General features: G+C 54.5%; 20 protein-coding genes and 2 tRNA genes. 16 read left to right on the plus strand and 6 right to left on the minus strand.

The window, feature by feature from the left end; translation table 11 throughout:
• Positions 1-16: 16 nt before the first annotated feature.
• A complete protein-coding gene (locus tag AEP_RS20020) occupies positions 17-799 on the plus strand; it encodes an SDR family oxidoreductase (RefSeq protein WP_087497021.1) in 783 nt (260 codons plus the stop codon).
• Positions 800-844: 45 nt separating this feature from the next.
• On the plus strand, positions 845-1747 hold the full coding sequence (locus AEP_RS20025) for a DMT family transporter (RefSeq protein ID WP_087497022.1): 903 nt from the start codon (positions 845-847) through the stop codon (positions 1745-1747).
• A 55-nt stretch (positions 1748-1802) separates the two neighbouring features.
• On the opposite strand, the gene AEP_RS20030 is transcribed toward AEP_RS20025, so the two are convergent.
• The gene (locus tag AEP_RS20030) at positions 1803-2561 is read right to left on the minus strand and encodes a 3-hydroxyacyl-CoA dehydrogenase (protein ID WP_087497023.1); all 759 of its coding nucleotides are present in this window, start codon (positions 2559-2561) and stop codon (positions 1803-1805) included.
• Between the two features lie 152 nt (positions 2562-2713).
• Between AEP_RS20030 and AEP_RS20035 the strand changes: the two genes are divergently transcribed.
• The 3 genes from AEP_RS20035 to rimO all read left to right on the plus strand — a co-directional run bounded on the left by AEP_RS20035 (position 2714) and on the right by rimO (position 4810).
• Positions 2714-2790, plus strand: a tRNA-Val gene (locus AEP_RS20035).
• 121 nt (positions 2791-2911) lie between these two features.
• The gene (gene phaR / locus AEP_RS20040) at positions 2912-3361 is read left to right on the plus strand and encodes a polyhydroxyalkanoate synthesis repressor PhaR (RefSeq protein ID WP_087497024.1); all 450 of its coding nucleotides are present in this window, start codon (positions 2912-2914) and stop codon (positions 3359-3361) included.
• Positions 3362-3406: 45 nt separating this feature from the next.
• A complete protein-coding gene (gene rimO, locus AEP_RS20045) occupies positions 3407-4810 on the plus strand; it encodes a 30S ribosomal protein S12 methylthiotransferase RimO (protein ID WP_087497025.1) in 1404 nt (467 codons plus the stop codon).
• Between the two features lie 107 nt (positions 4811-4917).
• On the opposite strand, the gene AEP_RS20050 is transcribed toward rimO, so the two are convergent.
• Positions 4918-5002 (minus strand) — tRNA-Leu (locus AEP_RS20050).
• A gap of 49 nt (positions 5003-5051) precedes the next feature.
• On the opposite strand from AEP_RS20050, the gene rnr reads away from it, so the two are divergent.
• A complete protein-coding gene (rnr, locus tag AEP_RS20055; RefSeq protein WP_087497026.1) occupies positions 5052-7319 on the plus strand; it encodes a ribonuclease R in 2268 nt (755 codons plus the stop codon).
• 67 nt (positions 7320-7386) lie between these two features.
• Here the strand turns inward: rnr and AEP_RS20060 are convergent, their stop codons facing one another.
• Genes AEP_RS20060 through AEP_RS20075 form a run of 4 tightly spaced genes read right to left on the minus strand, consistent with a single transcriptional unit; the run spans position 7387 to position 11879 of the window.
• Positions 7387-8841, minus strand: a complete 1455-nt coding sequence (locus tag AEP_RS20060; protein ID WP_087497027.1) for an NAD(P)H-hydrate dehydratase — start codon at positions 8839-8841, stop codon at positions 7387-7389.
• Positions 8831-9718 (minus strand): MBL fold metallo-hydrolase, encoded by an 888-nt coding sequence (locus AEP_RS20065; RefSeq protein WP_087497028.1) that lies wholly within the window; start codon positions 9716-9718, stop codon positions 8831-8833. The genes AEP_RS20060 and AEP_RS20065 overlap by 11 nt, the downstream gene beginning before the upstream one ends.
• Positions 9719-9729: 11 nt before the next feature.
• Complete coding sequence (locus AEP_RS20070; protein ID WP_087497029.1) at positions 9730-10572, minus strand: HDOD domain-containing protein; 843 nt, start codon at positions 10570-10572, stop codon at positions 9730-9732.
• Between the two features lie 53 nt (positions 10573-10625).
• A complete protein-coding gene (locus tag AEP_RS20075; RefSeq protein WP_087497030.1) occupies positions 10626-11879 on the minus strand; it encodes an NAD(P)/FAD-dependent oxidoreductase in 1254 nt (417 codons plus the stop codon).
• Between the two features lie 265 nt (positions 11880-12144).
• Here AEP_RS20075 and rpsB point away from each other — a divergent pair, with 265 nt between their 5' ends.
• The 10 genes from rpsB to AEP_RS20125 all read left to right on the plus strand — a co-directional run bounded on the left by rpsB (position 12145) and on the right by AEP_RS20125 (position 22291).
• Positions 12145-12897, plus strand: a complete 753-nt coding sequence (gene rpsB, locus AEP_RS20080) for a 30S ribosomal protein S2 (RefSeq protein ID WP_087497031.1) — start codon at positions 12145-12147, stop codon at positions 12895-12897.
• A gap of 82 nt (positions 12898-12979) precedes the next feature.
• Positions 12980-13903 (plus strand): translation elongation factor Ts, encoded by a 924-nt coding sequence (gene tsf / locus AEP_RS20085; protein WP_087497032.1) that lies wholly within the window; start codon positions 12980-12982, stop codon positions 13901-13903.
• A gap of 40 nt (positions 13904-13943) precedes the next feature.
• The gene (pyrH, locus tag AEP_RS20090; protein ID WP_087497033.1) at positions 13944-14666 is read left to right on the plus strand and encodes a UMP kinase; all 723 of its coding nucleotides are present in this window, start codon (positions 13944-13946) and stop codon (positions 14664-14666) included.
• 41 nt (positions 14667-14707) lie between these two features.
• Complete coding sequence (gene frr, locus AEP_RS20095) at positions 14708-15268, plus strand: ribosome recycling factor (protein ID WP_087497034.1); 561 nt, start codon at positions 14708-14710, stop codon at positions 15266-15268.
• Between the two features lie 11 nt (positions 15269-15279).
• Positions 15280-15987, plus strand: coding sequence for a polyprenyl diphosphate synthase (gene uppS, locus AEP_RS20100; protein ID WP_087497035.1), 708 nt, complete (start codon positions 15280-15282; stop codon positions 15985-15987).
• A gap of 30 nt (positions 15988-16017) precedes the next feature.
• On the plus strand, positions 16018-16878 hold the full coding sequence (locus AEP_RS20105) for a phosphatidate cytidylyltransferase (RefSeq protein ID WP_087497036.1): 861 nt from the start codon (positions 16018-16020) through the stop codon (positions 16876-16878).
• Positions 16875-18062, plus strand: a complete 1188-nt coding sequence (ispC, locus tag AEP_RS20110) for a 1-deoxy-D-xylulose-5-phosphate reductoisomerase (protein ID WP_198301870.1) — start codon at positions 16875-16877, stop codon at positions 18060-18062. The genes AEP_RS20105 and ispC overlap by 4 nt, the downstream gene beginning before the upstream one ends.
• A gap of 18 nt (positions 18063-18080) precedes the next feature.
• A complete protein-coding gene (gene rseP, locus AEP_RS20115) occupies positions 18081-19439 on the plus strand; it encodes an RIP metalloprotease RseP (protein ID WP_087497038.1) in 1359 nt (452 codons plus the stop codon).
• Between the two features lie 45 nt (positions 19440-19484).
• Positions 19485-21782 (plus strand): outer membrane protein assembly factor BamA, encoded by a 2298-nt coding sequence (bamA, locus tag AEP_RS20120; RefSeq protein WP_087497039.1) that lies wholly within the window; start codon positions 19485-19487, stop codon positions 21780-21782.
• Positions 21782-22291, plus strand: a complete 510-nt coding sequence (locus AEP_RS20125) for an OmpH family outer membrane protein (RefSeq protein ID WP_087497040.1) — start codon at positions 21782-21784, stop codon at positions 22289-22291. The genes bamA and AEP_RS20125 overlap by 1 nt, the downstream gene beginning before the upstream one ends.
• Positions 22292-22293 lie beyond the last annotated feature (2 nt).

Consider the following 22293-nt stretch of genomic DNA (forward strand, 5'->3'; position numbering starts at 1 on the left):
TGTGGAGGCACTCTAAATGGCTTACAGCATCGATCTTTCCGGGCGAATTGCATTCATCACAGGTGCTTCCGGCGGGCTGGGGGCGCAGTTTGCCCGCACCTTGTCGGCAGCCGGTGCCGCGGTCGTGTTGGCCAGCCGCCGCATCGACAAGCTCAAAGACTTGCGCGCCGAAATAGAGGGGCAGGGCGGTGACGCCCATGTCATCGAATTGGATGTGACCGACCACGATTCGATCAAGTCGGCGGTGGCCCATGCCGAGACGGAAGTGGGCTCTATTGACATCCTCATCAACAACTCCGGGGTGAGCACTACGCAGCGCTTGCAGGATGTGAGTCCGGAAGACTACGACTTCATGTTTGATACAAACGTCAAGGGTGCCTTTTTTGTAGCCCAGGAAGTCGGCAAACGCATGCTGGCTCGCGCAAAAGGTGCAGCACCCGGCAGCTATACCGGCGGGCGCATCATCAACATCGCGTCCATGGCGGGTCTGAGGGTGTTGCCCCAGATTGGGGTGTATTGCATGAGCAAAGCGGCGGTGATCCAGATGACCAAGGCCCAGGCGCTGGAGTGGGGCAAGTTCGGGATTAATGTCAACGCGCTGTGCCCGGGTTACATCGACACCGAGATTAACCACCACCATTGGCAGACTGAAAGCGGGCAGAAATTGGTGCAAATGCTACCGCGCAAGCGCATCGGCCACCCCACCGACTTGGACGCCATGTTGGTGACTCTGTGTTCTGACCAGAGTCACTTTATTAACGGAGCCGTGATTGCGGCGGATGATGGATTTGGAATATGAGACTTGCTTAAATATAAGCAGCAGCACTAATGCAATGGTGGTTGATTGCTAGCCGGGGTAATTGCTGGTCTGGCGGCCGGTGCCCTGTGGGGTTTGGTGTTTGTGGCGCCTGCAATGGCACCGGGTTTGTCGCCGGTGGATCTCACCGCCGGGCGTTTTGTGGTTTTCGGTCTCACATCGCTGTGCATGATCGGCATAGGCCTGTTGAATGGAAGTTCACGTCTGCCTACCCTGAAACAAGCGGGGACTGCACTGCTACTTAGCGTATTGGGTTTCTCCGGCTACTACTTGCTGCTGGTCTACGCCATCCGGGATGCGGGTGTGGAAGTGCCCACCATGATCATCGGGACCATTCCCGTGTGGGTCATGTTGCTCGGCAAGCCTGTGGGGTTGCGCTGGCGCAGCCTGATTCCGGGCTTGCTACTCACACTGGCGGGTGTCACCACAATGATAGCGGCTGAAAGCAGCGGCAGCGACGTTCAAATGCACGGTTGGATATTCTGGCGCGGTGTGCTCTATGGCTTGTTGGCCATGGTCTTTTGGGTGGCCTTTGCGATCATCAATTCGGCATGGCTTAAGCAACACACCAATGTGAACTTGAGGGACTGGACGAGTTGGATGGGCGTGAATGCGGGCTTGGCGGCGTGGTTGCTGTGGGTGGCCTTGGGAACACCTGTCGAAGAAATGCTGGCGCACGCAGATGTTGCGCGGGCAGCTATGGTTTGTATAGCAACGGGCATTGGTTCAGCATGGATCGCGGCCGTGCTGTGGAATTTTGCCAGCCGGCGATTGAGTGCCAGTTTGTGCGGGCAACTTATCGTCTCTGAAACTTTGTTCGCACTCGTCTATGCGTTTCTGGTGTACGGAGACTGGCCTACAGCCTTGCAATGGCTGGCCAGTGCGATCTTTATTTTGGGGATGGTGTCTTCGATCCGGGCGCACCGATAAAGGTTGCACGCCCGGAGCGTGAAGTCTGAAGTCTTCTCCTCCAGAGGAACCCGACTTACTTCGGTGCCAAGCGAATGGCGCCGTCCAATCGAATGACTTCGCCATTGAGCATATCGTTCTCAAAAATGTGGATCGCGAGTTTTGCGTAGTCCTGCGGAGTACCCAGACGAGAAGGGAATGGAACGCCAGCAGCCAATGAATCCTGCACTTCCTGAGGCATGCTGAACAGCATAGGCGTCCCAAAGATGCCGGGGGCGATTGTCATATTGCGGATGCCGTTACGTGCCAGGTCGCGTGCAATGGGAAGGGTCATGCCCACCACACCACCTTTGGACGCACTGTAGGCGGCTTGGCCGATTTGTCCGTCGTAAGCTGCAACTGATGCAGTGGAGATCATGACGCCGCGCTCGCCCGTGGATTCGGGGTCGTTTTTGCTCATGGCTTCGGCAGCTAAACGGATCATGTTGAAGCTGCCGATCAGGTTCACAGTGATGGTTTTGCTGAATGAGGCGAGGGCATGGGCGCCGTTTTTCCCCACCGTCTTTTCAGCCGGTGCAATGCCGGCGCAATTCACCAACCCCATAAGTTTGCCAAGCGACAAGGCCTTGGCAACCACAGCCTGACCATCGGCTTCATTACTGACGTCGCACTTCACGAAAGCGCCGCCCAATTCTTTGGCAATGGCCTCCCCTTTCTCGGCTTGCATGTCCGCAATGACAACCTTGCCGCCTTTGGAAGTGAGCATGCGTGCGGTGCCTTCGCCCAAGCCCGATGCGCCGCCGGTCACGATGAAGATTTTTCCTGCGATATCCATGAAGTACTCCTTGTAGTAAAACTGAAAGGGATTGACGTTTACGTAAACGTCAATTATGGCTCAGCATGAATGCTGGTTTTTTGAACTTTCTGTCGTGGTTTGTCCGGGATGCGGTTTTTATGCTGCTATACTTCGTCCTCTCGGATAAATGTAGGCGCATAGCTCAGCTGGTTAGAGCACCACCTTGACATGGTGGGGGTCGTTGGTTCGAGTCCAATTGCGCCTACCAAATTTTTCCGAACGTCTCTTATAACTAGGGTAATCCTAGGTCAGCATCAGCCGGTCCCTCTCTAGAATGTGCTGCAGTGCAACACTAACTTGGCTCCCACACTTCGTGCCGAGCGATCGCAATGCAAAAAAACTCCACCAAAGATTCCAAGTCGTCGCAGAGGGTGATCAAAAAGTACCCTAACCGCCGGCTTTACGACACTGATACTTCTACGTACATCACACTGGCTGAAATCAAACAGTTGGTCATGGACAGTGAGATTTTTGCGGTGGTGGATGCCAAGACCGGCGATGATTTGACGCGCAGCATTCTGCTGCAGATCATCCTGGAAGAAGAGGCCAATGGTTCGCCCATGTTTACCACTCCTGTGTTGTCCAACATCATCCGTTTTTACGGACATGCGATGCAGGGCATGATGGGTGGGTACTTGGAAAAGAACATGCAGGCGCTCATGGAGATGCAAGCCCCCATGGTGCAGGGCGTCATGGGCAACAATATGTTCCAGCAGATGCAGGAACAAATGCAAAAACAAACCGAGCAATTCCTCGGCACATTCGGCCTCAAGCGCTAAACGCTAGGGCCGGTGTCTGGGAGGCGGGCTCCGGAACTTCGCTATATGACTGATATTTTGACCCCCATCCAGACAGCGCAAGCTGCCCCCAAAGTCGGTTTTGTGAGCCTGGGTTGCCCCAAGGCTTTGACCGACTCCGAGCTCATCCTGACCCAGCTCAGCGCCGAGGGCTACCAAACATCCAAAACCTTCCAGGGCGCAGATTTGGTCATCGTCAACACCTGCGGATTTATTGACGATGCGGTCAAAGAAAGCCTGGACACCATCGGTGAGGCGTTGGCCGAAAACGGGCGCGTGATCGTGACGGGTTGCCTGGGTGCAAAGACCACCGATGGCGGGGAAAACATGGTTCGCCAGATGCACCCCAAAGTGCTTGCCGTAACCGGTCCGCATGCAACCCAAGAGGTGATGGATGCGGTGCACTTGAATCTTCCAAAGCCGCACGACCCATTTCTGGATTTGGTGCCGCAGTCTTTTGGTGTTGCAGGTGTCAAGCTCACGCCACGGCACTACGCATACTTGAAGATCAGCGAAGGTTGCAACCATCGGTGCACCTTCTGCATCATCCCCAGCATGCGCGGCGACTTGGTGTCCCGTCCCATTGGAGATGTACTGAGCGAAGCTCGGGCATTGTTTGAAGGCGGCGTTAAAGAGCTGTTGGTCATCAGTCAAGACACATCGGCTTACGGTGTGGATGTGAAGTACCGCACGGGTTTCTGGGATGGAAAGCCTGTCAAGACCCGCATGCTCGAGCTGGTTCAAGCCTTGGGCGATCTTGCCGAGCCTTATGGTGCTTGGGTTCGTTTGCACTATGTGTACCCCTATCCGAGCGTGGATGAGATTGTCCCCTTGATGGCAACAGGCCGAGTGTTGCCATACTTGGACGTTCCCTTGCAACACAGTCACCCTGATGTGTTGCGTCGCATGAAGCGGCCGGCCAGCGGTGAAAAGAACCTCGAGCGTTTGCAGCAGTGGCGTGAAGCGTGCCCGGAGTTGGTGGTGCGCAGCACGTTCATTGCGGGCTTTCCCGGCGAGACAGAAGAAGAGTTTGAGCACTTGCTCGACTTTGTGCGTGAAGCCCAGATTGAACGCGCGGGCTGCTTTGCCTACAGCGCTGTGAATGGTGCGACTGCCAATGATTTGCCGGGCATGTTGCCCGTGGAAGTACGGGAGGAGCGCCGCGCCAGATTCATGCAGGTCGCAGAAGAAGTATCTGCGGCCCGGTTGCAGCGCCGTGTCGGCTCTGTGATGCAAGTGCTGGTGGATTCCGCGCCGGCTTTGGGTCGCAAGGGCGGTGTCGGTCGCAGCTATGCGGATGCCCCTGAAATTGATGGCGTGGTGCGTCTGTTGCCACCCGAAAAAATCAGCAAGACACTCAAGGTGGGGGAGTTCACCAAGGCCCGTATTGTGAGTGCGCAAGGTCACGATCTGGTCGCACTTCCCATCTGATTTTTTTGCCACTGACTGATGCATCAAACGGTCAGTGGCACGAATCACACAGGCAAAAAAAAGCCGCTGTTTTCACAGCGGCTTTTCATTAACTACATTACCATTGTTGGTGCCCAGAAGAGGACTCGAACCTCCACGATGTTACTCGCTAGTACCTGAAACTAGTGCGTCTACCAATTCCGCCATCTGGGCATCTCAGGAAAGAGAGAAGTATATCAAACATTTAGGCCAAAACAGCAGTTTGCTGGAAGAAGTTGAAGGAATTGTTCAGGGGCATCGTGATGGACACGGCTTCGTGTCCCGCGATGACGGTGCTCCCGACATCTACCTTCCCCCCAATGAAATGCGGGCCGTGCTGCACAAAGACCGCGTCAAGGTCCGCATCGTACGTAGCGATCGAAAGGGACGCCCCGAAGGTCGTGTGGTGGAAATCACAGAGCGTTCCAAACAACCCATCATCGGCAGGCTATTGCAGGAAAGCGGTGTCTGGCTGGTAGCGCCTGAAGACAAGCGTTATGGGCAAGACGTATTGATCCCGAAAGGCGCCACCAGTGTGGCCAAGCCGGGGCAAGTGGTGGTGGTGGAACTTATCGAACCTCCCGCCCTGTTTGGTCAACCGGTGGGGCGCATCAAGGAAGTGCTCGGCGAGGTAGATGACCCCGGCATGGAGATTGAAATCGCAGTGCGCAAGTACAGCGTGCCGCATGAATTTTCTGATGCATGCGTAGCGCTCGCACGAACTCTGCCGGACAAGGTCCGCCCCCAAGACAAGTTGCACCGGATTGACCTGACTGATATTCCTTTGGTCACCATCGACGGTGAAGATGCCCGCGACTTTGATGATGCCGTGTATTGCGAGCCCGCCAACAAAGGGCGTGGCAAGGCAGCACTGAAAGGTTGGCGTTTGTTGGTGGCGATTGCGGATGTCAGTCACTATGTGGAGACAGGCAATGCTATTGATGTGGATGCCTATGACCGCGCGACCAGCGTGTACTTTCCACGCCGCGTCATTCCGATGCTGCCGGAGAAACTGTCCAACGGCCTGTGTTCGCTGAACCCTGAAGTCGAGCGACTGTGCATGGTGTGCGACATGTTTGTCACCGAAGACGGCGAGGTAGATGCTTACCAGTTCTATCCCGCCGTGATGTGGAGCCACGCACGGTTCACATACACAGAAGTGGCCGCCATTCTCGGCAACACGCGTGGTCCTGAAGCAAGTAAACGCAAGGAGCGTGTGCAGGATCTGTTGAACTTGCATGGCGTCTACCAGGCATTGCTCAAGTCCCGCCACAAACGGGGCGCTGTGGATTTCGAGACTACTGAGACGCAGATTGTTTGTGATGAAAACGGACGCATCGAGAAGATCGTTCCCCGTACCCGCAACACGGCGCACCGTTTGATTGAAGAGGCCATGTTGGCTGCGAACGTTTGTAGTGCAGACTTCATTGCCCAGAACAAGCACCAAGGCCTCTTCCGCGTGCACGAAGGCCCTACGCCCGAAAAGCAGGAGATGCTTCGCAATTACCTGAAGGCGAGCGGCATCGGCATGTCGATCAGCGACAAGCCTGCCCCTGGCGAATTTCAAGCGATCGCAGAAGCCACCAAAGACCGGCCAGATGCGCAGCAGATCCACTCGATGCTCTTGCGCTCCATGTCGCAGGCGATTTATACGCCTATCAACAGCGGACACTTTGGTTTGGCATTTGATGCCTACACCCACTTCACCAGCCCGATCCGGCGCTATCCGGATTTGCTGGTGCACCGTGTGATCAAAGCGATCCTCGCCAAGAGCAAATACCAGCTGCCAGCGCTGCCGACTCCGGGTGAGGCACACGCCAAGCTCGCTCGACGTCTGGAGAAAAATCTGGCGTCGCGGGTGGCCAATCCGGAAACCAAACCCAAAAAACTCAATGCGGAAGGCACTGCCTGGCAGGCGGCCGGTTTGCACTGCAGTGCAAACGAGCGCCGCGCTGACGAAGCCAGCCGCGATGTGGAGGCATGGCTCAAATGCAAGTACATGCGCGAGCACTTGGGCGAAGAGTATTCGGGTGTCGTGTCCTCAGCGACAACCTTCGGCCTGTTCGTGACCTTGGACGCCATGTACGTGGAGGGCCTTGTTCATATCACTGAGCTGGGGGGCGAGTACTTCCGGTTTGATGAAGCCCGCCAGGAGCTGAGAGGTGAGCGCACAGGTATCCGCTACGCGATCGGTACACGGGTCCGCATCCAAGTGAGCCGAGTGGACCTCGATGGGCGGAAGATCGATTTCCGTTTGGTGCAAGAAGGGGCGGGATCCATTCCCAGACTGCCTCCTGAAAAGGGCGTCGGCCGCGACATCAAGCCGGGTCGCGCTGACTTCGCGGGGCGTTCAGATTCGGACGCCGGTGCGGGCGCCGCCTTCAAAGGCAAGGTTCGCCAACAGCGAAGTACCGCGAAGTCTTCGCGCAGCAGCCGAAGTGCCGAGAAGGTGAGTCCCACAACAAAGAAGACTACCAAGAAGCGCAGATAGCCTGAAGACTATTTGCTATTAAAATGGTAGCTGCTGGCGCATATTCCATGAGCGCTAGCAGCTATTTTTATATGGATTCCAGCAGTCCGCTTGCAGTGAGCGACGTGGGCTTCATCCACTGGTCCGCTAGCGCACCGTGGTGGTAGCAGGCTGCGCATGCCGCTTTCCACGCACTTTCGTGGCGCGCCAGTGCGGCGCCTGTCATACCAGCAAGTACGTCACCCGTGCCGGCGATGGCCAGTTTGCCGTTTCCGGTGGGGTTGATGTGCGGTACGCGATCTGGCGCTGCGATGATGCTCCCGGAACCTTTGAGAATCACGGTGCACTTGAACTGATTCGCTAGAAGTTGCGCGGATCGTAAGCGGTCTGCTTGCACTTCACTGACGCTGCAGCCCAGCAAACGTGCTGCCTCCAAGGGGTGAGGGGTGATCACTGTTGAATCTCCGGCGCGACCCTGAAGCAGTTTTTGGAGGTCGGCGGACGCCGCAATGGCGTTGAGCGCGTCGGCGTCCAAAACCAAGTGCTTGGACTCCATGAGCCAACGTGGAAGAGTGTGTGCAATTTCTTCGCCACCGCCACAGCCGACGACCAGTGTGAACTGTTGTGGCTGCAGTGCGTCTGCATGTCGCTGCATGATGTCCGCGGGTACGTCGACCGAAGTGCTTCCTTGTGCAGAAGGCAGCAAAACCAAGTAGACCCTGCCAGCACCGGACTGCAATGCTGCCCGAGCCGCCAATACAGCGGCGCCTTGCATGCCCAGCGTTCCGCCGGCAATGGCAACGTCTCCAAAACTGCCTTTGTGGGAGAGGTGGGGGCGTTGGTGAACAACGGGCAAGTGGTTCAGCCACGCTGTCGACTCCTTGGAAGCATCTACTCCCAATGTGTTGAGCCAGACACTACCGCAGGCATCCCGCCCCTGAAATGTCAACAAGCCCGATTTCAAACTTAACATCGACAAGGTGTGCGTGGCCGCCACACAGGCGCCGGGTGCATCACCGGTGTCAGCCATCAGTCCGCTGGGAATGTCGGCGGATATCACGTCGCATGATCGCGAATTGATGAGGCCTATCCAATCAGCGTATGTCCCGGTGGGCGCATTAGTCAGTCCGATACCCAACAACGCATCAATGCATGCATCCCAGTGATCCGGAGCGTGGTCATGTATGGCCAAGCCTGCTTGTCCTGCCCTTGCGAGGGCCAGTCCAGCATCAGTGGGCAAGGGCTTGTTTGCGGCTGGCATGCTGACATGGATTTCTTTGCCCCACTGGTGCAGATGGATGGCGGCCTCTAATCCATCGCCGCCGTTATTGCCGCGCCCGCAGGCGATCCAAAAAACGTGTGCATGTGGTGCTACGGCTAGCGAAAGCTTTGCCAAAGCGAGGCCGGCCCGTTGCATCAGGTAGCCCGGCGGGTGGTTCTGTATCGCGTTTTCCTCAAGAGTTCTTGAGGCGGTTGTGCCGAGTATGGGCAGGCGCGCAAAAGTCTTGGGGCCTTGGGTGGAAAGAATCCACTCAGAATTCATAGGTGTCGCCCTCTCGGGCAAGCCGGATATCCATGCCCGTGCTCAAGTGGGCGTTTTGTTCCAATGCTTCGGCAAAAGCCATTTCCAAGGCGTCGTCACTGCGGGTCGGTTCGTGGTGTGTGCAAAAAAGCACCTTGGCCCCCGCTGCATGGGCCGAAGCAATGCTGGTGCTGAAAGTGCCATGCCCCCATCCTTTTTTGGCAGGGTACTCGGCATCGGTGTATGAGGTGTCAGCGATGTACACATCTACTCCCTTGATAGCCTCCAGGATGGCCCTGTTCTTCTCATCGACAAAGGCTTGGTAGTCAACAAACCCTTCATCGCCGAGTTCGTAGATGTTGTAGGGGGGCTCATGGTCGCCGGTGAAGAACACAGACTTTCCGTTGCATTCGATGCGGTAGCCGAAATCCACTACCGGATGATTCAGGAGGCACGGTGTCACAGTGGCACTTCCAATCTGGATCGGCTGGTCAGGCATGAGCGTGACGTACTCGATGCGGGCTTTCATCTCTTCCTCACGCACCGGAAAGTAGCTGTACTGCAGTTGCACCGCCATCACCTGCTCGATGCCCTTGCCGGAGACCGGGTCGAAGCCACCATGCAATCGTAGGGTGTTTCCAGGGATGAAATTCGGGATAAAAAATGGAAGCCCCTGAATGTGATCCCAATGAGAGTGGGTGATTAGCACATTGGCGGTTACCGGCATTTCTGCCAGCAGGGTCTGGGAGAGAGGGAAGATGCCGGTGCCTGCGTCCAGAATGATCAATTCGTTGTTGTCTGTACGGATTTCAATGCAGGTCGTATTGCCGCCGTACCGCACGGTTTTGGGACCGGGCGAAGCTATGGAACCGCGTACTCCCCAAAACCTGACTTTCATAAGCCTGTCCTTTACAACTTCGCAAATACTTGTGCTTCTTCAAACAAGCCTGTCAGATCACCCAAAGAGGCGATGACCTGCTCCAGATTGCCACCCAAGCGCTTTTGAAGGAGTGCTGGAAGCTCGTCAATGCAGTGGTTGCCGGCAAAGCCAAAAGCCAAGCTTTTGCTGATCTGATTGGCGCCAAAAACGCAGGCAATCATGTCGGTGTCTTTCAGGTTGTCTGTTCTTTGGTGCCTGATGGTGTCCACCAAGGCAGGTGCGAATCGCCACTTCTCTACCAGCATGGCACCGACTACTGCGTGATCTGCGCCGATAGTGGTTTGCAGGGCCGTGTGCAAAGAGCTATTGTCTGCCGCACTCAATGCCAAAGCGGCTTTGAATTCCTGCGGCATGAATTGGGCAAAAACCATCTTCCCAAAATCATGCAGTAGGCCGGCAATGAAGCAATCCATTGGGTCTGCATCGTCCACCTTCAACGCAAGTTGCTTGGCGATGCTCGCTGTGGCCAATGAATGCAAAAGATACTGCTGAACGTCGAAACCCGCTTGGTTTTCTTTTGGAAGCATGCCAATGGCCGCGATACTCAACGCCAGATTTTTGATCGTGTTGAAGCCAAGGTAGACCACCGCATGACCGATGGAGGTCACCTGCCGTGGCAGGCTGTAGTACGCAGAGTTGACGACCTTCAAGATTTTTACCGTGACCACCGGATCTTTGTCTATGACATCAACCAGATCCTTGGGTGTGCTGTTGACATCCCGGGTCAGTTCCAAAATACGTTGGACGCTTTTCGGAAAAGCAGGCATTCCGTCCACCGCGGCGGCAAGTCGTTGTGACAGTTCTGGGCTCATGACGTCTCTTTCCCTGTGCTGCTTTGCCTGCCGGAGGACAAGGTTCGCAAAATCTATCGGATAAAGCGTTGCGGACTTAGCGGTTCACTCGGCAAGCTGGTGGATTGGCCTGTAATTTGTTCGGATAGTAACCTTGCGCTGGCGGTTGCCAGTGTCCAGCCATTGGCTCCGTGCGCCAGATTGAGCCAAACGCCGGGTAGTCCAGCACTGCCTACCAATGGCAGGCCGTCCAAGGTAAATGTGCGGCTGCCGCGCCAGATTTGTGTCCCTGCCGGGTAATTGGCTGCGCCTGGAAAGTATTGATCCAGCGTACGAAACAGCTTGTTCACAACGCGTTTATCGTGTTCATTTGTACCTGACTTGTTCAATTCCGCTCCACCGCACACTCGCAATCTCTTGCCGATGCGAGTGATCGTAATGCCTGACCTGCAGTCCTGCACTGCGCTACGCGGTGCATTCAAAGGTTCGCGAATGGCCGCACTCAGGGCGTAGCTGTCGATCCGTGCGGTAGATGTCTGAAGGCCAGTCTTCAGAACATCCTCCCTTGGAAGGGACTCAGTACAAATCACAACATGATCAAAAGACTGAGTGTCCCCGGTTTTGAGGCGAACCTGGGGCTTGCCTTGTGCTTGTAGACCCGTGATTTCAGTATCAAAGTGAAAGTCTACCCCGTTGCGTTGAGCGGCCTGTTTGACCAAAAGCGAGAACTGACGGCAGTTCATTACACGGTCCCCTGGCAGGTGTATCGCCTTAAATATCTTGTCTGCTCCATGTAGCGCAGGCTCATGGACTTCCATTTCTTCCCTGTCCAGTAACCGGTAGTTTTGTTCAGCGTCCTTCAAAAATTGGAGCCTCGCCGAATATCCATTCAGTTCTGCTTCGTTGCTAAGCAATATCAGTTGCCCCTCACTTTGCTCGATCTCCCACTGGTGATGCGAGATCAATGTGTCTGTAACCTCCATCCCCAGGCGTGCCATTTGTTGTCCGTATGACTGAATGGCGCACACCTTGGCGGCCTCTGCCGGCGAGCTTTGTGCCCATAGCCAACGAAAATTGGCCGGTGTCGCCCAGTTCGAATGCGACATTTGGCGGGTGGTTTGCCAAAAACGGCGCAACTTGTGCCCAGTAAATGTGGAAGCCGAGAGTGGCAAAGTAAAGCTGTTGCAGTGAATGCCGCCATTCGCAAAGCTGGAGGATTCACTGGCTGCACCATTTTTCTCAAATACGGTGACAGCATGGCCGGCTTCGGCTAATTCATGGGCAGTCGTTATTCCTACAACTCCCGCGCCCACAATGGCTATTTTCATTTCAACTTTCAAAATCGTATGCGTCTTTCGCCTGCCCTTATTTTTTCATAGGTTTCGGGTGGTTTGACGGAAATACACAATGCGTAGACCCAATTGGCGCACTTGAAGGTGTGGGTCACTGGAAGCCGGTGCGTGCTATACTCGACTGGCTTTGGTGGGCGTACCCGCCAAGGTATTCACAAACCATCCCCACAAGGTGTTTCCTTCAGCGCTGTCTGAGGGCGATCAGCGGGGTGGATTTCAGACCTAACCTTCGGAGTTAAATATGGCAGTAACAATGCGCGAGATGCTGGAAGCCGGTGTCCACTTTGGTCACCAAACCCGCTTCTGGAACCCCAAGATGGCCCCGTTCATCTTCGGTCACCGTAACAAAATTCACATCATCAACCTGGAAAAATCGCTCCCGATGTTCCAGGAGGCTGCCAAGTTCGTGCGCCAGCTGTCGGCAAAGCGCGGCACCATTTTGATGGTGGGTACCAAGCGCCAAGCCCGCGAAATCGTGGCGGCTGAAGCTCAGCGCGCCGGTGTTCCTTTTGTGGATCAGCGTTGGTTGGGCGGTATGTTGACCAACTTCAAGACTGTCAAGACTTCCATCAAGCGCCTGAAGGACATGAAAGTCCAGCAGGAAGCCGGTTTGGACAGCATGAGCAAAAAAGAACAGTTGATGTTCGCTCGCGAGCTGGAGAAGCTGGAAAAAGATATCGGCGGTATTCAAGATATGAACACACTGCCTGACGCTATTTTCGTGATTGACGTGGGTTACCACAAGATTGCGATCGCAGAAGCACGCAAGCTCGGCATTCCTTTGATCGGCGTGGTGGACTCCAACCACTCTCCCGAGGGGATTGACTACGTGATTCCCGGTAATGACGACTCTTCCAAGGCAGTGGCTTTGTACGCTCGCGGAATTGCTGATGCGATTCTCGAAGGCCGCGCGAACGCGGTGGATGACGTTGTCAAGGCGGTTGCCGCTGAAGGCGATGATGAGTTCGTTGAAGTGAGCGAAGCTTCCGCTTAAGCACTTCTGCACCCGAAAAAGGGGGCTTCGTTGCCCCTTTTTTTTAGCCCTTATTTAAACTGTTGAAATTCGGAGAATACAAATGGCAGCAATTACAGCGAGCATGGTGGCAGAACTGCGTGGCAAGACCGATGCGCCCATGATGGAATGCAAAAAGGCTTTGACCGAAGCTGACGGCGATATGTCAAAGGCGGAAGAGATTCTGCGTGTCAAGTTGGGCAGCAAAGCTGGCAAAGCCGCTGCACGTGTGACGGCTGAAGGCGTTGTTGCAACTAGCATCGCGAACGGCGTGGGTGCGTTGATTGAAGTCAATTGCGAAACTGACTTTGTTACCAAGAACGACAGCTTCCTAGCACTTGCAAATGCTGCGGCCAATCTGGTGGCGGTGAACAATCCTGCCGACGTTGCTGCGCTAGGTGCACTGGCTTATGAGCAAGACGGTTTCGGCCCCACCTTGGAAGATGTCCGCAAGGGCTTGATCGGCAAGATTGGTGAGAATATGACCTTCCGCCGTTTCCAACGTTTTGATGGTTCCAGCAAATTGGCTTCTTATCTGCACGGTACACGTATCGGTGTGGTGGTTGAGTTTGAAGGTGATGAAGCCGCTGCTAAGGATGTTGCCATGCACGTGGCGGCGATGAAACCGGTGTCTTTGTCCTCTGACCAGGTTCCCGCAGAGTTGGTTGAGCGTGAGCGTTCTGTGGCGGCAGCGAAGGCAGCGGAAGACGCAGCGATCGCCACCGCTGCAGGCAAGCCTGTGCAATCCGCTGAGATCGTTGCAAAGCGCATCGAAGGCGGCGTCCAGAAGTTCCTGAAAGAGGTTTCTTTGTTCAACCAGCCTTTCGTCAAGAACGACAAGCAGACCGTGGAGCAAATGCTCAAGGCCGTCTCTACTACTGTGAAGGGTTTCACTCTTTATGTGGTGGGCGAAGGCATTGAGAAGAAAGTAGACGATTTCGCTGCTGAAGTTGCTGCGCAAGTGGCTGCGGCCAAGCAGTCTGCTTGATCTGATAGAAAAGTTGTTAGTCACCGAACGGGAGTCGTCCATGAGCCAATCCAAACCTGCTTACAAGAGAATTTTGCTCAAGTTGTCCGGCGAGGCATTGATGGGCGACGACCAGTTCGGTATCAACCGTGACACCATTGTCCGTATGGTTGATGAAATTGCGGAAGTCACCCGCTTGGGTGTAGAGGTTGCAGTTGTGATCGGTGGCGGCAATATCTTCCGCGGTGTTGCGGGTGGTTCTGTCGGTATGGACCGTGCGACTGCCGATTACATGGGTATGCTCGCGACAGTGATGAACGCACTTGCGCTGGGCGACACGATGAACAAGGCTGGACTAACAGCACGTGTCATGTCCGCTATCGGCATCGAGCAAGTGGTGGAGCCCTATGTGCGTCCCAAGGCCTTGCAATACCTCGAAGAAGGCAAGGTAGTGATTTTCGCTGCGGGTACCGGTAACCCATTTTTCACTACGGATACTGCCGCAGCATTGCGCGGAGCAGAGATTGGTGCCGAGATGGTGTTGAAGGCGACGAAAGTTGATGGTGTTTACACAGCGGACCCCAAAAAGGATCCGTCGGCAACCCGCTACTCGAAGATTACGTTCAATGACGCGATGACCCAAAACTTGGGCATCATGGACGCAGCTGCATTCGCCCTTTGCCGGGATCAAAAGCTGCCGATCAAAGTTTTCTCTATCTTCAAACACGGAGCGCTGAAGCGAGTGGTGATGGGTGAAGACGAAGGCACTTTGGTGCATGTGTAACCTGAGTGCAGGCCAAGTGATCGCATAGGAGAAAATAATCTATGTCCATTGAAGAAATTAAGAAGACTTTGGATGCAAAGATGGATCAGTCCATCGCATCCCTCAAGAACAATCTCACCAAAATCCGCACAGGTCGAGCGAATCCTGCTTTGTTGGATACCGTACACGTGGATTACTATGGTTCGATGGTCCCATTGAGTCAGGTTGCCAACCTTTCTCTCATTGATGCTCGTACCATCAGCGTACAGCCGTGGGAAAAAAACATGGCTCCTAAGATTGAAAAAGCTATTCGCGACTCGGATTTAGGCTTGAATCCTTCCAGCATGGGTGAGTTGATTCGGGTCCCAATGCCCGCGATGACTGAAGAGCGTCGCAAGGAACTGACCAAGGTCGTCCGCGGTGAAGGTGAAGGTGCCAAAGTTGCTGTCCGCAATTTGCGCCGTGACGCCAACGAGGCAGTCAAGAAGCTGGTCAAAGACAAGCTAGCGTCCGAGGATGATCAAAAGCGTTGTGAGGCAGATGTGCAAAAGACGACCGACAAGCACATTACCGAGATTGATCGTTTGGTGGCTTCCAAAGAGCAAGACATCATGGCGGTGTAACGCTGAACCGCATGTCGGCTTCAGTTTCACCGAGCCCCTTGCATGTCGCCATCGTTATGGATGGAAACGGGCGATGGGCATCCAAGCGCTTTCTTCCCCGCTTGGCAGGACACAAGCAGGGGGTGGACACGCTTAAGCGGATAGTCAGAGCCTGCCCCCCCAGGAACATAGCAACTCTTACGGTTTTTGCTTTTTCCTCTGAGAATTGGAATCGTCCAGCAGACGAGGTATCGGGCCTTATGGATTTGCTTGCCGGAGCACTTGCCCGAGAAGTTTCGCAGCTCAAGCAGGAAGGTGTTCGTCTCAGGTTCGTGGGTAGCAGATCCGGACTATCAGAGAAAGTACGGCAAGGACTTCACCTGGCTGAGTTGGAAACGTCCTCCAACACGGGGTTGACACTTAATGTCTGCTTTAACTATGGCGGACGATGGGACATCGTCCAGGCAGCCCGCGCGCTGGCTGAACGCGGAGAGGACATCACGGAGGATAGTCTTTCCAGTGCGATGGCTTTGTCACCTAGTGCGGATCCCGATTTGTTTATTCGTACAGGCGGTGAGTACCGGATCAGCAACTTTTTGCTGTGGCAGTCTGCATATGCTGAGTTTTTCTTCAGTCCTGTTTTGTGGCCGGATTTCAGTGAAATTGATCTTGATACAGCGTTGACCGAGTTCAATAGCCGTGAAAGGCGATTTGGTAAGACTTCTGAGCAGGTTCGCTAAGCGCGCGTTGCTCCATCTGAAGGGTTTTCTATGCTGCGCTTGCGCATCCTTACTGCGATCGCCCTGTTGGCTGTCTTGGTTCCTGCAGTTTTTTATCCGCACACCTTCGCATTTGCCTGGGTTGCTGGCGCATTGATGGCGTGCGGAGCTTGGGAATGGTTCCGGTTGAATGGAGCAAGCCAAACACACTCTGTTATTGCGGGGGCAGGGTGTGCACTAGCCTGTGGTGCTTTGTGGGTGTTCCAACCCTCTGCTTTGGTCTTGCAGTGGATCTGGTTGGCGATTGCAGTTCTTTGGGTTGCGGGTGGCGGCGCATTGATTCGTGCCGGTGTAACCGCTTGGATAGACCTCCATCAACCTCTGCGCCAATTGATCGGCTTCGCTGTTTTGTGTGCAGCATGGCTCGCGGTTGTGTTGGCGCGGGCGCGCGGAATCAACTTCCTCTTTTCGGTTCTGGCGTTGGTTTGGGTGGCTGATATCGCCGCTTACTTTGTGGGGCGCTCTTTGGGGGGGCGTTTTTTCAAAGATAAGTTGGCACCCGACATCAGTCCGGGAAAAACCCGCGAAGGCGCCCTAGGCGGAATCGTTGGTGTGCTGTTGCTTGCTGTTTTTTGGGTCTACATCGACCGTACTTGGATGATGGACTCGCTCAGCATTTACAGTGTTCTAGTCGCCTGGCATTGGGCTGTCATGGTTCTTGCTGTTCTCTTTCTTGGAACCATGAGTATCTCTGGCGATCTACTGGAGTCCTTGGTGAAGCGTGCAGCGGGCGCAAAAGATAGTAGTCAACTTTTGCCAGGCCATGGCGGTGTACTGGATCGAGTCGATGCGTTGTTGCCCGTAGTGCCGCTAGCAATGCTTATGCAGTCTTTTTCATCGGGTCCCCTATGAAAAAAATCACAGTGTTGGGATCGACAGGGTCTATCGGGGTCAATACCCTGGATGTATTGAGACGCCATCCCGAAAGTTTTTCTGTCTTCGCGCTCACTGCTTCGTCCAACGTTGAGGTGATTTATGCCCAATGCATGGAGTTTCGGCCGCAATTTGCGGTCATGGTGAACCCCAAACATGCGATGGAGCTTCAGGCACGCCTGAAGCAATCCGGTGCAAAGACGGAGGTGCTCGCGGGACCAGCCGCACTGGATGAGGTGGCAGCACATGCCGATGTAGATACGGTGATGGCGGCGATTGTTGGGGCCGCAGGCTTGTCGTCGTGTATTGCTGCGGCAACCGCCGGGAAAAGATTGCTTTTGGCAAATAAAGAAGCTCTAGTAGTTGGCGGTGAAGTGTTTATGTCGGCCGTAAAGCAAGGCGGAGCGGTTTTGTTGCCCATTGATAGCGAGCACTCGGCCATTTTCCAGTCGCTTCCGGATAGTCGGGATCATTGGCCATCCGTTATTGACAAACTGATCTTGACGGCATCGGGTGGTCCTTTCCGAACATGGAACCAATCTCAAATCCGTGAGGCGACACCTGAACAAGCCTGCGCTCACCCCAATTGGGTCATGGGGCGCAAAATTTCAGTGGACTCCGCGACCATGATGAATAAGGCGTTGGAGGTCATTGAGGCTAAGTTTCTTTTCGATGTGCTTCCCCGACAGATTGACGTCATCATTCACCCACAAAGTGTGGTGCACTCCATGGTGCAGTACGTCGATAACTCAGTGGTTGCCCAATTGGGTACCCCCGACATGCGCGGCCCTATCGCGTATGGCTTGGCATGGCCGCAACGGGTCGCATCGGGGTCTTCTGCATTGGATTTTTCCACCATGGCGTCGCTAACCTTTGAATCCATTCATTCGGAGGCGCACCAAGCACGATTCCCCGGGTTAAAACTCGCTTGGGAAACTTTAATGGGGCAAGCAGGATCTACAGTCGTGTTGAATGCAGCGAATGAAATTGCTGTTGCTGCATTTTTGGATCGCCGTATCCGTTTCGATCAAATCCATACCGTGAACACACGCACCTTGACCCAGCTGGATTTCGTATCCCCTGACAATTTATCGTCTTTGATGGCTCTGGATACAGAAGCCCGGAGTCTGGCTGAGAACATTTGCACATCACTTCTTCAGTAAATAGGCAATAGTTTCTCTATGCAAACAGTTCTGGCTTTCCTCATTGCCATTGGTTTGCTGGTTGCCGTGCACGAATGGGGGCATTTCTGTGCAGCCCGCCTTTGTGGGGTCAAGGTGCTCAAATTTTCCATCGGATTTGGCCCGAAGCTATGGGGATGGTCCTCTCCACGGACGGGTACAGACTTCGTCCTGAGTGCAGTTCCCCTTGGTGGCTACGTCAAGATGCTCGATGGACGTGAGGGGCCGATCGCAGAGTCGGAAGCATCTCAGGCTTTTGACAGGCAGTCTTTGCGCCGTCGATCTTTCATCGTGGCTGCCGGTCCCCTCGCTAATTTGTTGTTGGCGATAGGTCTTTACTCCCTTGTGAATTGGCAGTCGGTCACATTAGCCACTCCAGTTCTCCCGACACCGGTCGCGTCTTCACTGGCAGAGAAGGGTGGTTGGGTAGGCGGTGAGCGGGTTTTGGAGGTGGGTGTTTCGCAAGACGCGCTGATCCCGATCCAAACCTTTGAAGAGTTCCGATGGTGGCTCACAACGGCCAGCCTGGATCGCAAAGTTTTGTATTTGAAACTCAATGAGTCTGGTGACAATGCGCCTGCTGACAGTACGTTGCGTTCGCTGGATTTAAGCTCGCTGGGGGGCAGTGCCGCCGATGCAGCGCTTTTTCAGAAGATAGGCTGGCTCGCTCCTTTCTCCAAACCGCTTATGGGTGACTTGAGCGCGGAGGGGCGTGCCACTGTAGCGGGGCTGATGCCTGGTGACTTGGTATCAGCAGTAAATGGAACACCCATACGCGATGCCAATCAGCTTCGAGCGCTGATCCGTAACTCTCCAGAAGTACCGATGACTTGGCAAGTCATGCGGGCAAGCCGAGCTGTGACCATCGTTGTGACCCCAAAAGCCGAAAAACAGGGCGAAGAGGTCGTCGGTCGGGTTGGTGCCTTTATTGGTGGCGCCCCTGACACTGTGTCTGTTCAGTACGGATTTACCGAAGGCCTTGCGCGGGCCGTTGAGAAAACGTGGGACATTTCCCGCATGTCTTTGGTCGCAATGGGCCAAATGATCACCGGTCAGGTATCACTTCGGAATTTGAACGGGCCATTGGCAATTGCTGACTATGCCGGCAAATCTGCTGCCTTGGGCCTCCTGCAGTTTCTGAGTTTTCTGGCGCTCATCAGTATCAGCCTAGGGGTGTTGAACCTGCTTCCCTTGCCGGTCTTGGATGGAGGGCACCTGATGTATTATCTTTGGGAGGGGTTGACCGGTCGTCCGGTGCCCGAAAAATGGTGGGAAGTGCTTCAGCGTGCTGGTGTTGCGTTGTTGCTGGTGATGATGTCAGTCGCCTTCTATAACGATGTTTTGCATATCTTTGGTTAAGTCCCTTTCGCTTGACCTGACCCCCGGAGATTCAACTTGAGTACTATGAAATATCGTCGTCGCAGCGTCCGTTTTGCTGCTTGCAGCGGCTTGCTCGCTGTCTTGCTGCAATCTGCTTGGGCGCTTGAGCCGTTTGCGGTTCGTGACATCCGGGTGGAAGGCCTTCAGCGTGTGGAAGCTGGGACAGTGTTTGCGTCCATTCCTGTGCGTGTGGGGGATACCTACACCGACGAGAAAGCAGCAGCCTCTATCCGCTCCTTGTTTGCGCTCGGGCTTTTCAAGGACGTACGGATCGAGAGCAAAGATGGTGTTGTGGTCGTTATTGTGGAGGAGCGCCCCAATGTCGCGGATGTCGATTTTTCTGGTAATCGTGAGTTTGACAAAGACGTCCTGAAACGTGCTTTGCGGGACATCGGATTGTCCGAAGGTCGACCGTTCGACAAAGCATTGGTTGACAGGGCAGAGCAAGAACTCAAAAAGCAGTACATCAGCAAAAGCATGTACGCTGTGGATATCGTTACCACGGTGACACCAATTGAGCGCAATCGTGTGAATGTCAGTTTTGCTGTCGCCGAAGGTGACACTGCAAAAATCAGCGAAATCAATATTGTCGGGAACAAGAACTTTCCCGTAAGCACACTTCGGGGGCTCTTTGACTCTGATACCGGAAACTGGTTGAGCTGGTACACCAAATCCAACCGTTATGCGCGCACCAAGCTCAATGCGGATATCGAAACCCTGCGCTCCTATTACCTTGCGCGCGGGTTTCTGGAATTCAAGGTCGATTCGACCCAAGTGGCGATCTCGCCGGACAAAAAAGATATTGCAATCACAGTCAACATCACCGAAGGTGAGCAATTCGCAGTTTCGAAGATCAAGCTAGCCGGCAATTTCCTGGGGAAAGAACAAGAGTTCCAATCACTGGTGACCATCAAGGCAGGCGAGCCCTATAACGCTACGGATGTGGCTCAGACGACCAAGGCATTTACGGATTACTTCGCCAATTTCGGCTATGCCTTTGCGCGAGCCGAAGCGCGCACAGACATTGACCGCGCCACGAATCGTGTTGAAATTACATTGGTAGGCGAGCCGTCCCGCCGGGTCTATGTCCGTCGGATTAACGTTGCAGGTAACGATCGCACCCGCGATGAAGTCATTCGCCGTGAGTTCCGGCAACTGGAAGCGGCTTGGTACGACGGAGAAAAGATCCGGCAATCTCGCAATCGTGTGGATAGGTTGGGTTATTTCACCAATGTAGGTATTGATACTCAGGAAGTGGCAGGATCTCCCGATCAGGTTGACCTGACGGTCACGGTCGCAGAGAAGCCCACGGGCAGCATCAGCTTGGGAGCAGGTATTTCCAGTGCGGACGGATTGGGACTTTCCTTTGGTTTCAAGCAGGAAAACGCATTCGGGTCGGGCAACTCTTTGGGTATCGAAGTCAATACCAGCAAGGCGAACCGTACCGTGGTGTTGAGCACCACCAATCCGTACTTCACCGACGATGGCGTTTCCCGCACCTTTGATTTGTACCAACGCACCTCCCGACCCTACGACGACGTGGATACGTACGCGATTGAAACAACTGGCGTTGGGGTACGTTTTGGGGTTCCATTTTCGGACTCGGACACCGTTTACTTCGGCCTCGGCGCGGACAAGACCCGGATCATTCCTGGCACCTATTTGCCAACTGTGTATCAGGACTACGCCAATGAGTTCGGCTACAGCGCAACGGCTGTCCCTCTTACGGTAGGCTGGTCCAGGGATACGCGAGATAGTGCATTGGTGCCAAGCATGGGTCGGGTTATCCGGACGAATGCCGAGTGGAGTGTGGGCGGCGACATGCGATATGTACGTGGCACAGCCCAGTATCAGCAGTTCGTTCCCGTGACCCGTACGATGACCGCTGCATTCAACACGGAACTGTCGATGGGTGCCGCCACCGGTTCCGGTTCATACTCGATTTTTAAGAACTACTATTTGGGTGGTTTGGGCTCGGTACGCGGGTTTGAGCAGGGTAGTTTGACCACTGCGGCACAACGCGCCTCGTCTCTTACCGCCACAGGCGGCGCCAAGAAAGTGGTTTTCAACGCAGAGTTGCTGTCTCCGCTTCCAGGTGGAGGCAATGACCGTACATTGCGGGGCTTTGCATTTGTAGACGCTGGTGGCATTTATGGCGTGGATGAAGCGATTCAGTTGTCCGACATGCGGGCTTCATTTGGTGTGGGCATTAGTTGGATTTCTCCGGTGGGTCCATTGCGTCTTGCCATTGCCCGGCCTTTGTCCAAGTTTGACGGGGATAAAATGCAAAACGTTCAATTTCAAATCGGAACAACCTTTTAATGAAAACAGCACAAGTGAAATGGGCGTTGGCGGCTGCGTTGGTATTGGCTTTGGGTAGCAGTTTTGCTCAGGAGTCCAAAGTAGGCTACATCAACACCCAACGGATCACCACAGAGTCGGCACCCGCAAAGGCGGCACAGGCCAAGCTGGAACAAGAATTTTCCAAGCGACAGAAAGATTTGACGGACCTGCAGCAATCGCTCAAGACCATGAGTGAAAAGTTTGAACGTGATGCGCCCGCCATGTCGGAAGCGCAACGCTCAGCACGACAGAAAGAATTCGCAGAGCAAAACCGCGACTTTCAACGCAAACAGCGCGAGTTCCAAGAAGATTTGAATGGTCGCCGCAACGAAGAGCTGCAAAAAGTGCTGGATGCGGCAAACCGCGCCGTCAAGCAAGTGGCAGAAGGTGAAAAATATGATCTGGTGCTTCAAGAAGTTGTTTACAGCAGCGCCCGTCATGACATTACTGAAAAGGTTCTGAAAATTCTCAACGCTGGTGCCAAGTAAGC

The organism is Curvibacter sp. AEP1-3 (assembly GCF_002163715.1).
Lineage (GTDB): Bacteria > Pseudomonadota > Gammaproteobacteria > Burkholderiales > Burkholderiaceae_C > Allorhodoferax.

Excerpts from the sequence above, each read along its gene's own strand:
- AEP_RS20020 (WP_087497021.1), top strand. The coding sequence starts at position 17 with ATGGCTTACAGCATCGATCTTTCCGGGCGAATTGCATTCATCACAGGT.
- AEP_RS20030 (WP_087497023.1), bottom strand. The coding sequence starts at position 2,561 with ATGGATATCGCAGGAAAAATCTTCATCGTGACCGGCGGCGCATCGGGC.
- phaR (WP_087497024.1), top strand. The coding sequence starts at position 2,912 with ATGCAAAAAAACTCCACCAAAGATTCCAAGTCGTCGCAGAGGGTGATC.
- rimO (WP_087497025.1), top strand. The coding sequence starts at position 3,407 with ATGACTGATATTTTGACCCCCATCCAGACAGCGCAAGCTGCCCCCAAA.
- AEP_RS20060 (WP_087497027.1), bottom strand. The coding sequence starts at position 8,841 with ATGAATTCTGAGTGGATTCTTTCCACCCAAGGCCCCAAGACTTTTGCG.
- AEP_RS20065 (WP_087497028.1), bottom strand. The coding sequence starts at position 9,718 with ATGAAAGTCAGGTTTTGGGGAGTACGCGGTTCCATAGCTTCGCCCGGT.
- AEP_RS20070 (WP_087497029.1), bottom strand. The coding sequence starts at position 10,572 with ATGAGCCCAGAACTGTCACAACGACTTGCCGCCGCGGTGGACGGAATG.
- AEP_RS20075 (WP_087497030.1), bottom strand. The coding sequence starts at position 11,879 with ATGAAAATAGCCATTGTGGGCGCGGGAGTTGTAGGAATAACGACTGCC.
- rpsB (WP_087497031.1), top strand. The coding sequence starts at position 12,145 with ATGGCAGTAACAATGCGCGAGATGCTGGAAGCCGGTGTCCACTTTGGT.
- tsf (WP_087497032.1), top strand. The coding sequence starts at position 12,980 with ATGGCAGCAATTACAGCGAGCATGGTGGCAGAACTGCGTGGCAAGACC.
- pyrH (WP_087497033.1), top strand. The coding sequence starts at position 13,944 with ATGAGCCAATCCAAACCTGCTTACAAGAGAATTTTGCTCAAGTTGTCC.
- frr (WP_087497034.1), top strand. The coding sequence starts at position 14,708 with ATGTCCATTGAAGAAATTAAGAAGACTTTGGATGCAAAGATGGATCAG.
- uppS (WP_087497035.1), top strand. The coding sequence starts at position 15,280 with ATGTCGGCTTCAGTTTCACCGAGCCCCTTGCATGTCGCCATCGTTATG.
- AEP_RS20105 (WP_087497036.1), top strand. The coding sequence starts at position 16,018 with ATGCTGCGCTTGCGCATCCTTACTGCGATCGCCCTGTTGGCTGTCTTG.
- ispC (WP_198301870.1), top strand. The coding sequence starts at position 16,875 with ATGAAAAAAATCACAGTGTTGGGATCGACAGGGTCTATCGGGGTCAAT.
- rseP (WP_087497038.1), top strand. The coding sequence starts at position 18,081 with ATGCAAACAGTTCTGGCTTTCCTCATTGCCATTGGTTTGCTGGTTGCC.
- bamA (WP_087497039.1), top strand. The coding sequence starts at position 19,485 with ATGAAATATCGTCGTCGCAGCGTCCGTTTTGCTGCTTGCAGCGGCTTG.
- AEP_RS20125 (WP_087497040.1), top strand. The coding sequence starts at position 21,782 with ATGAAAACAGCACAAGTGAAATGGGCGTTGGCGGCTGCGTTGGTATTG.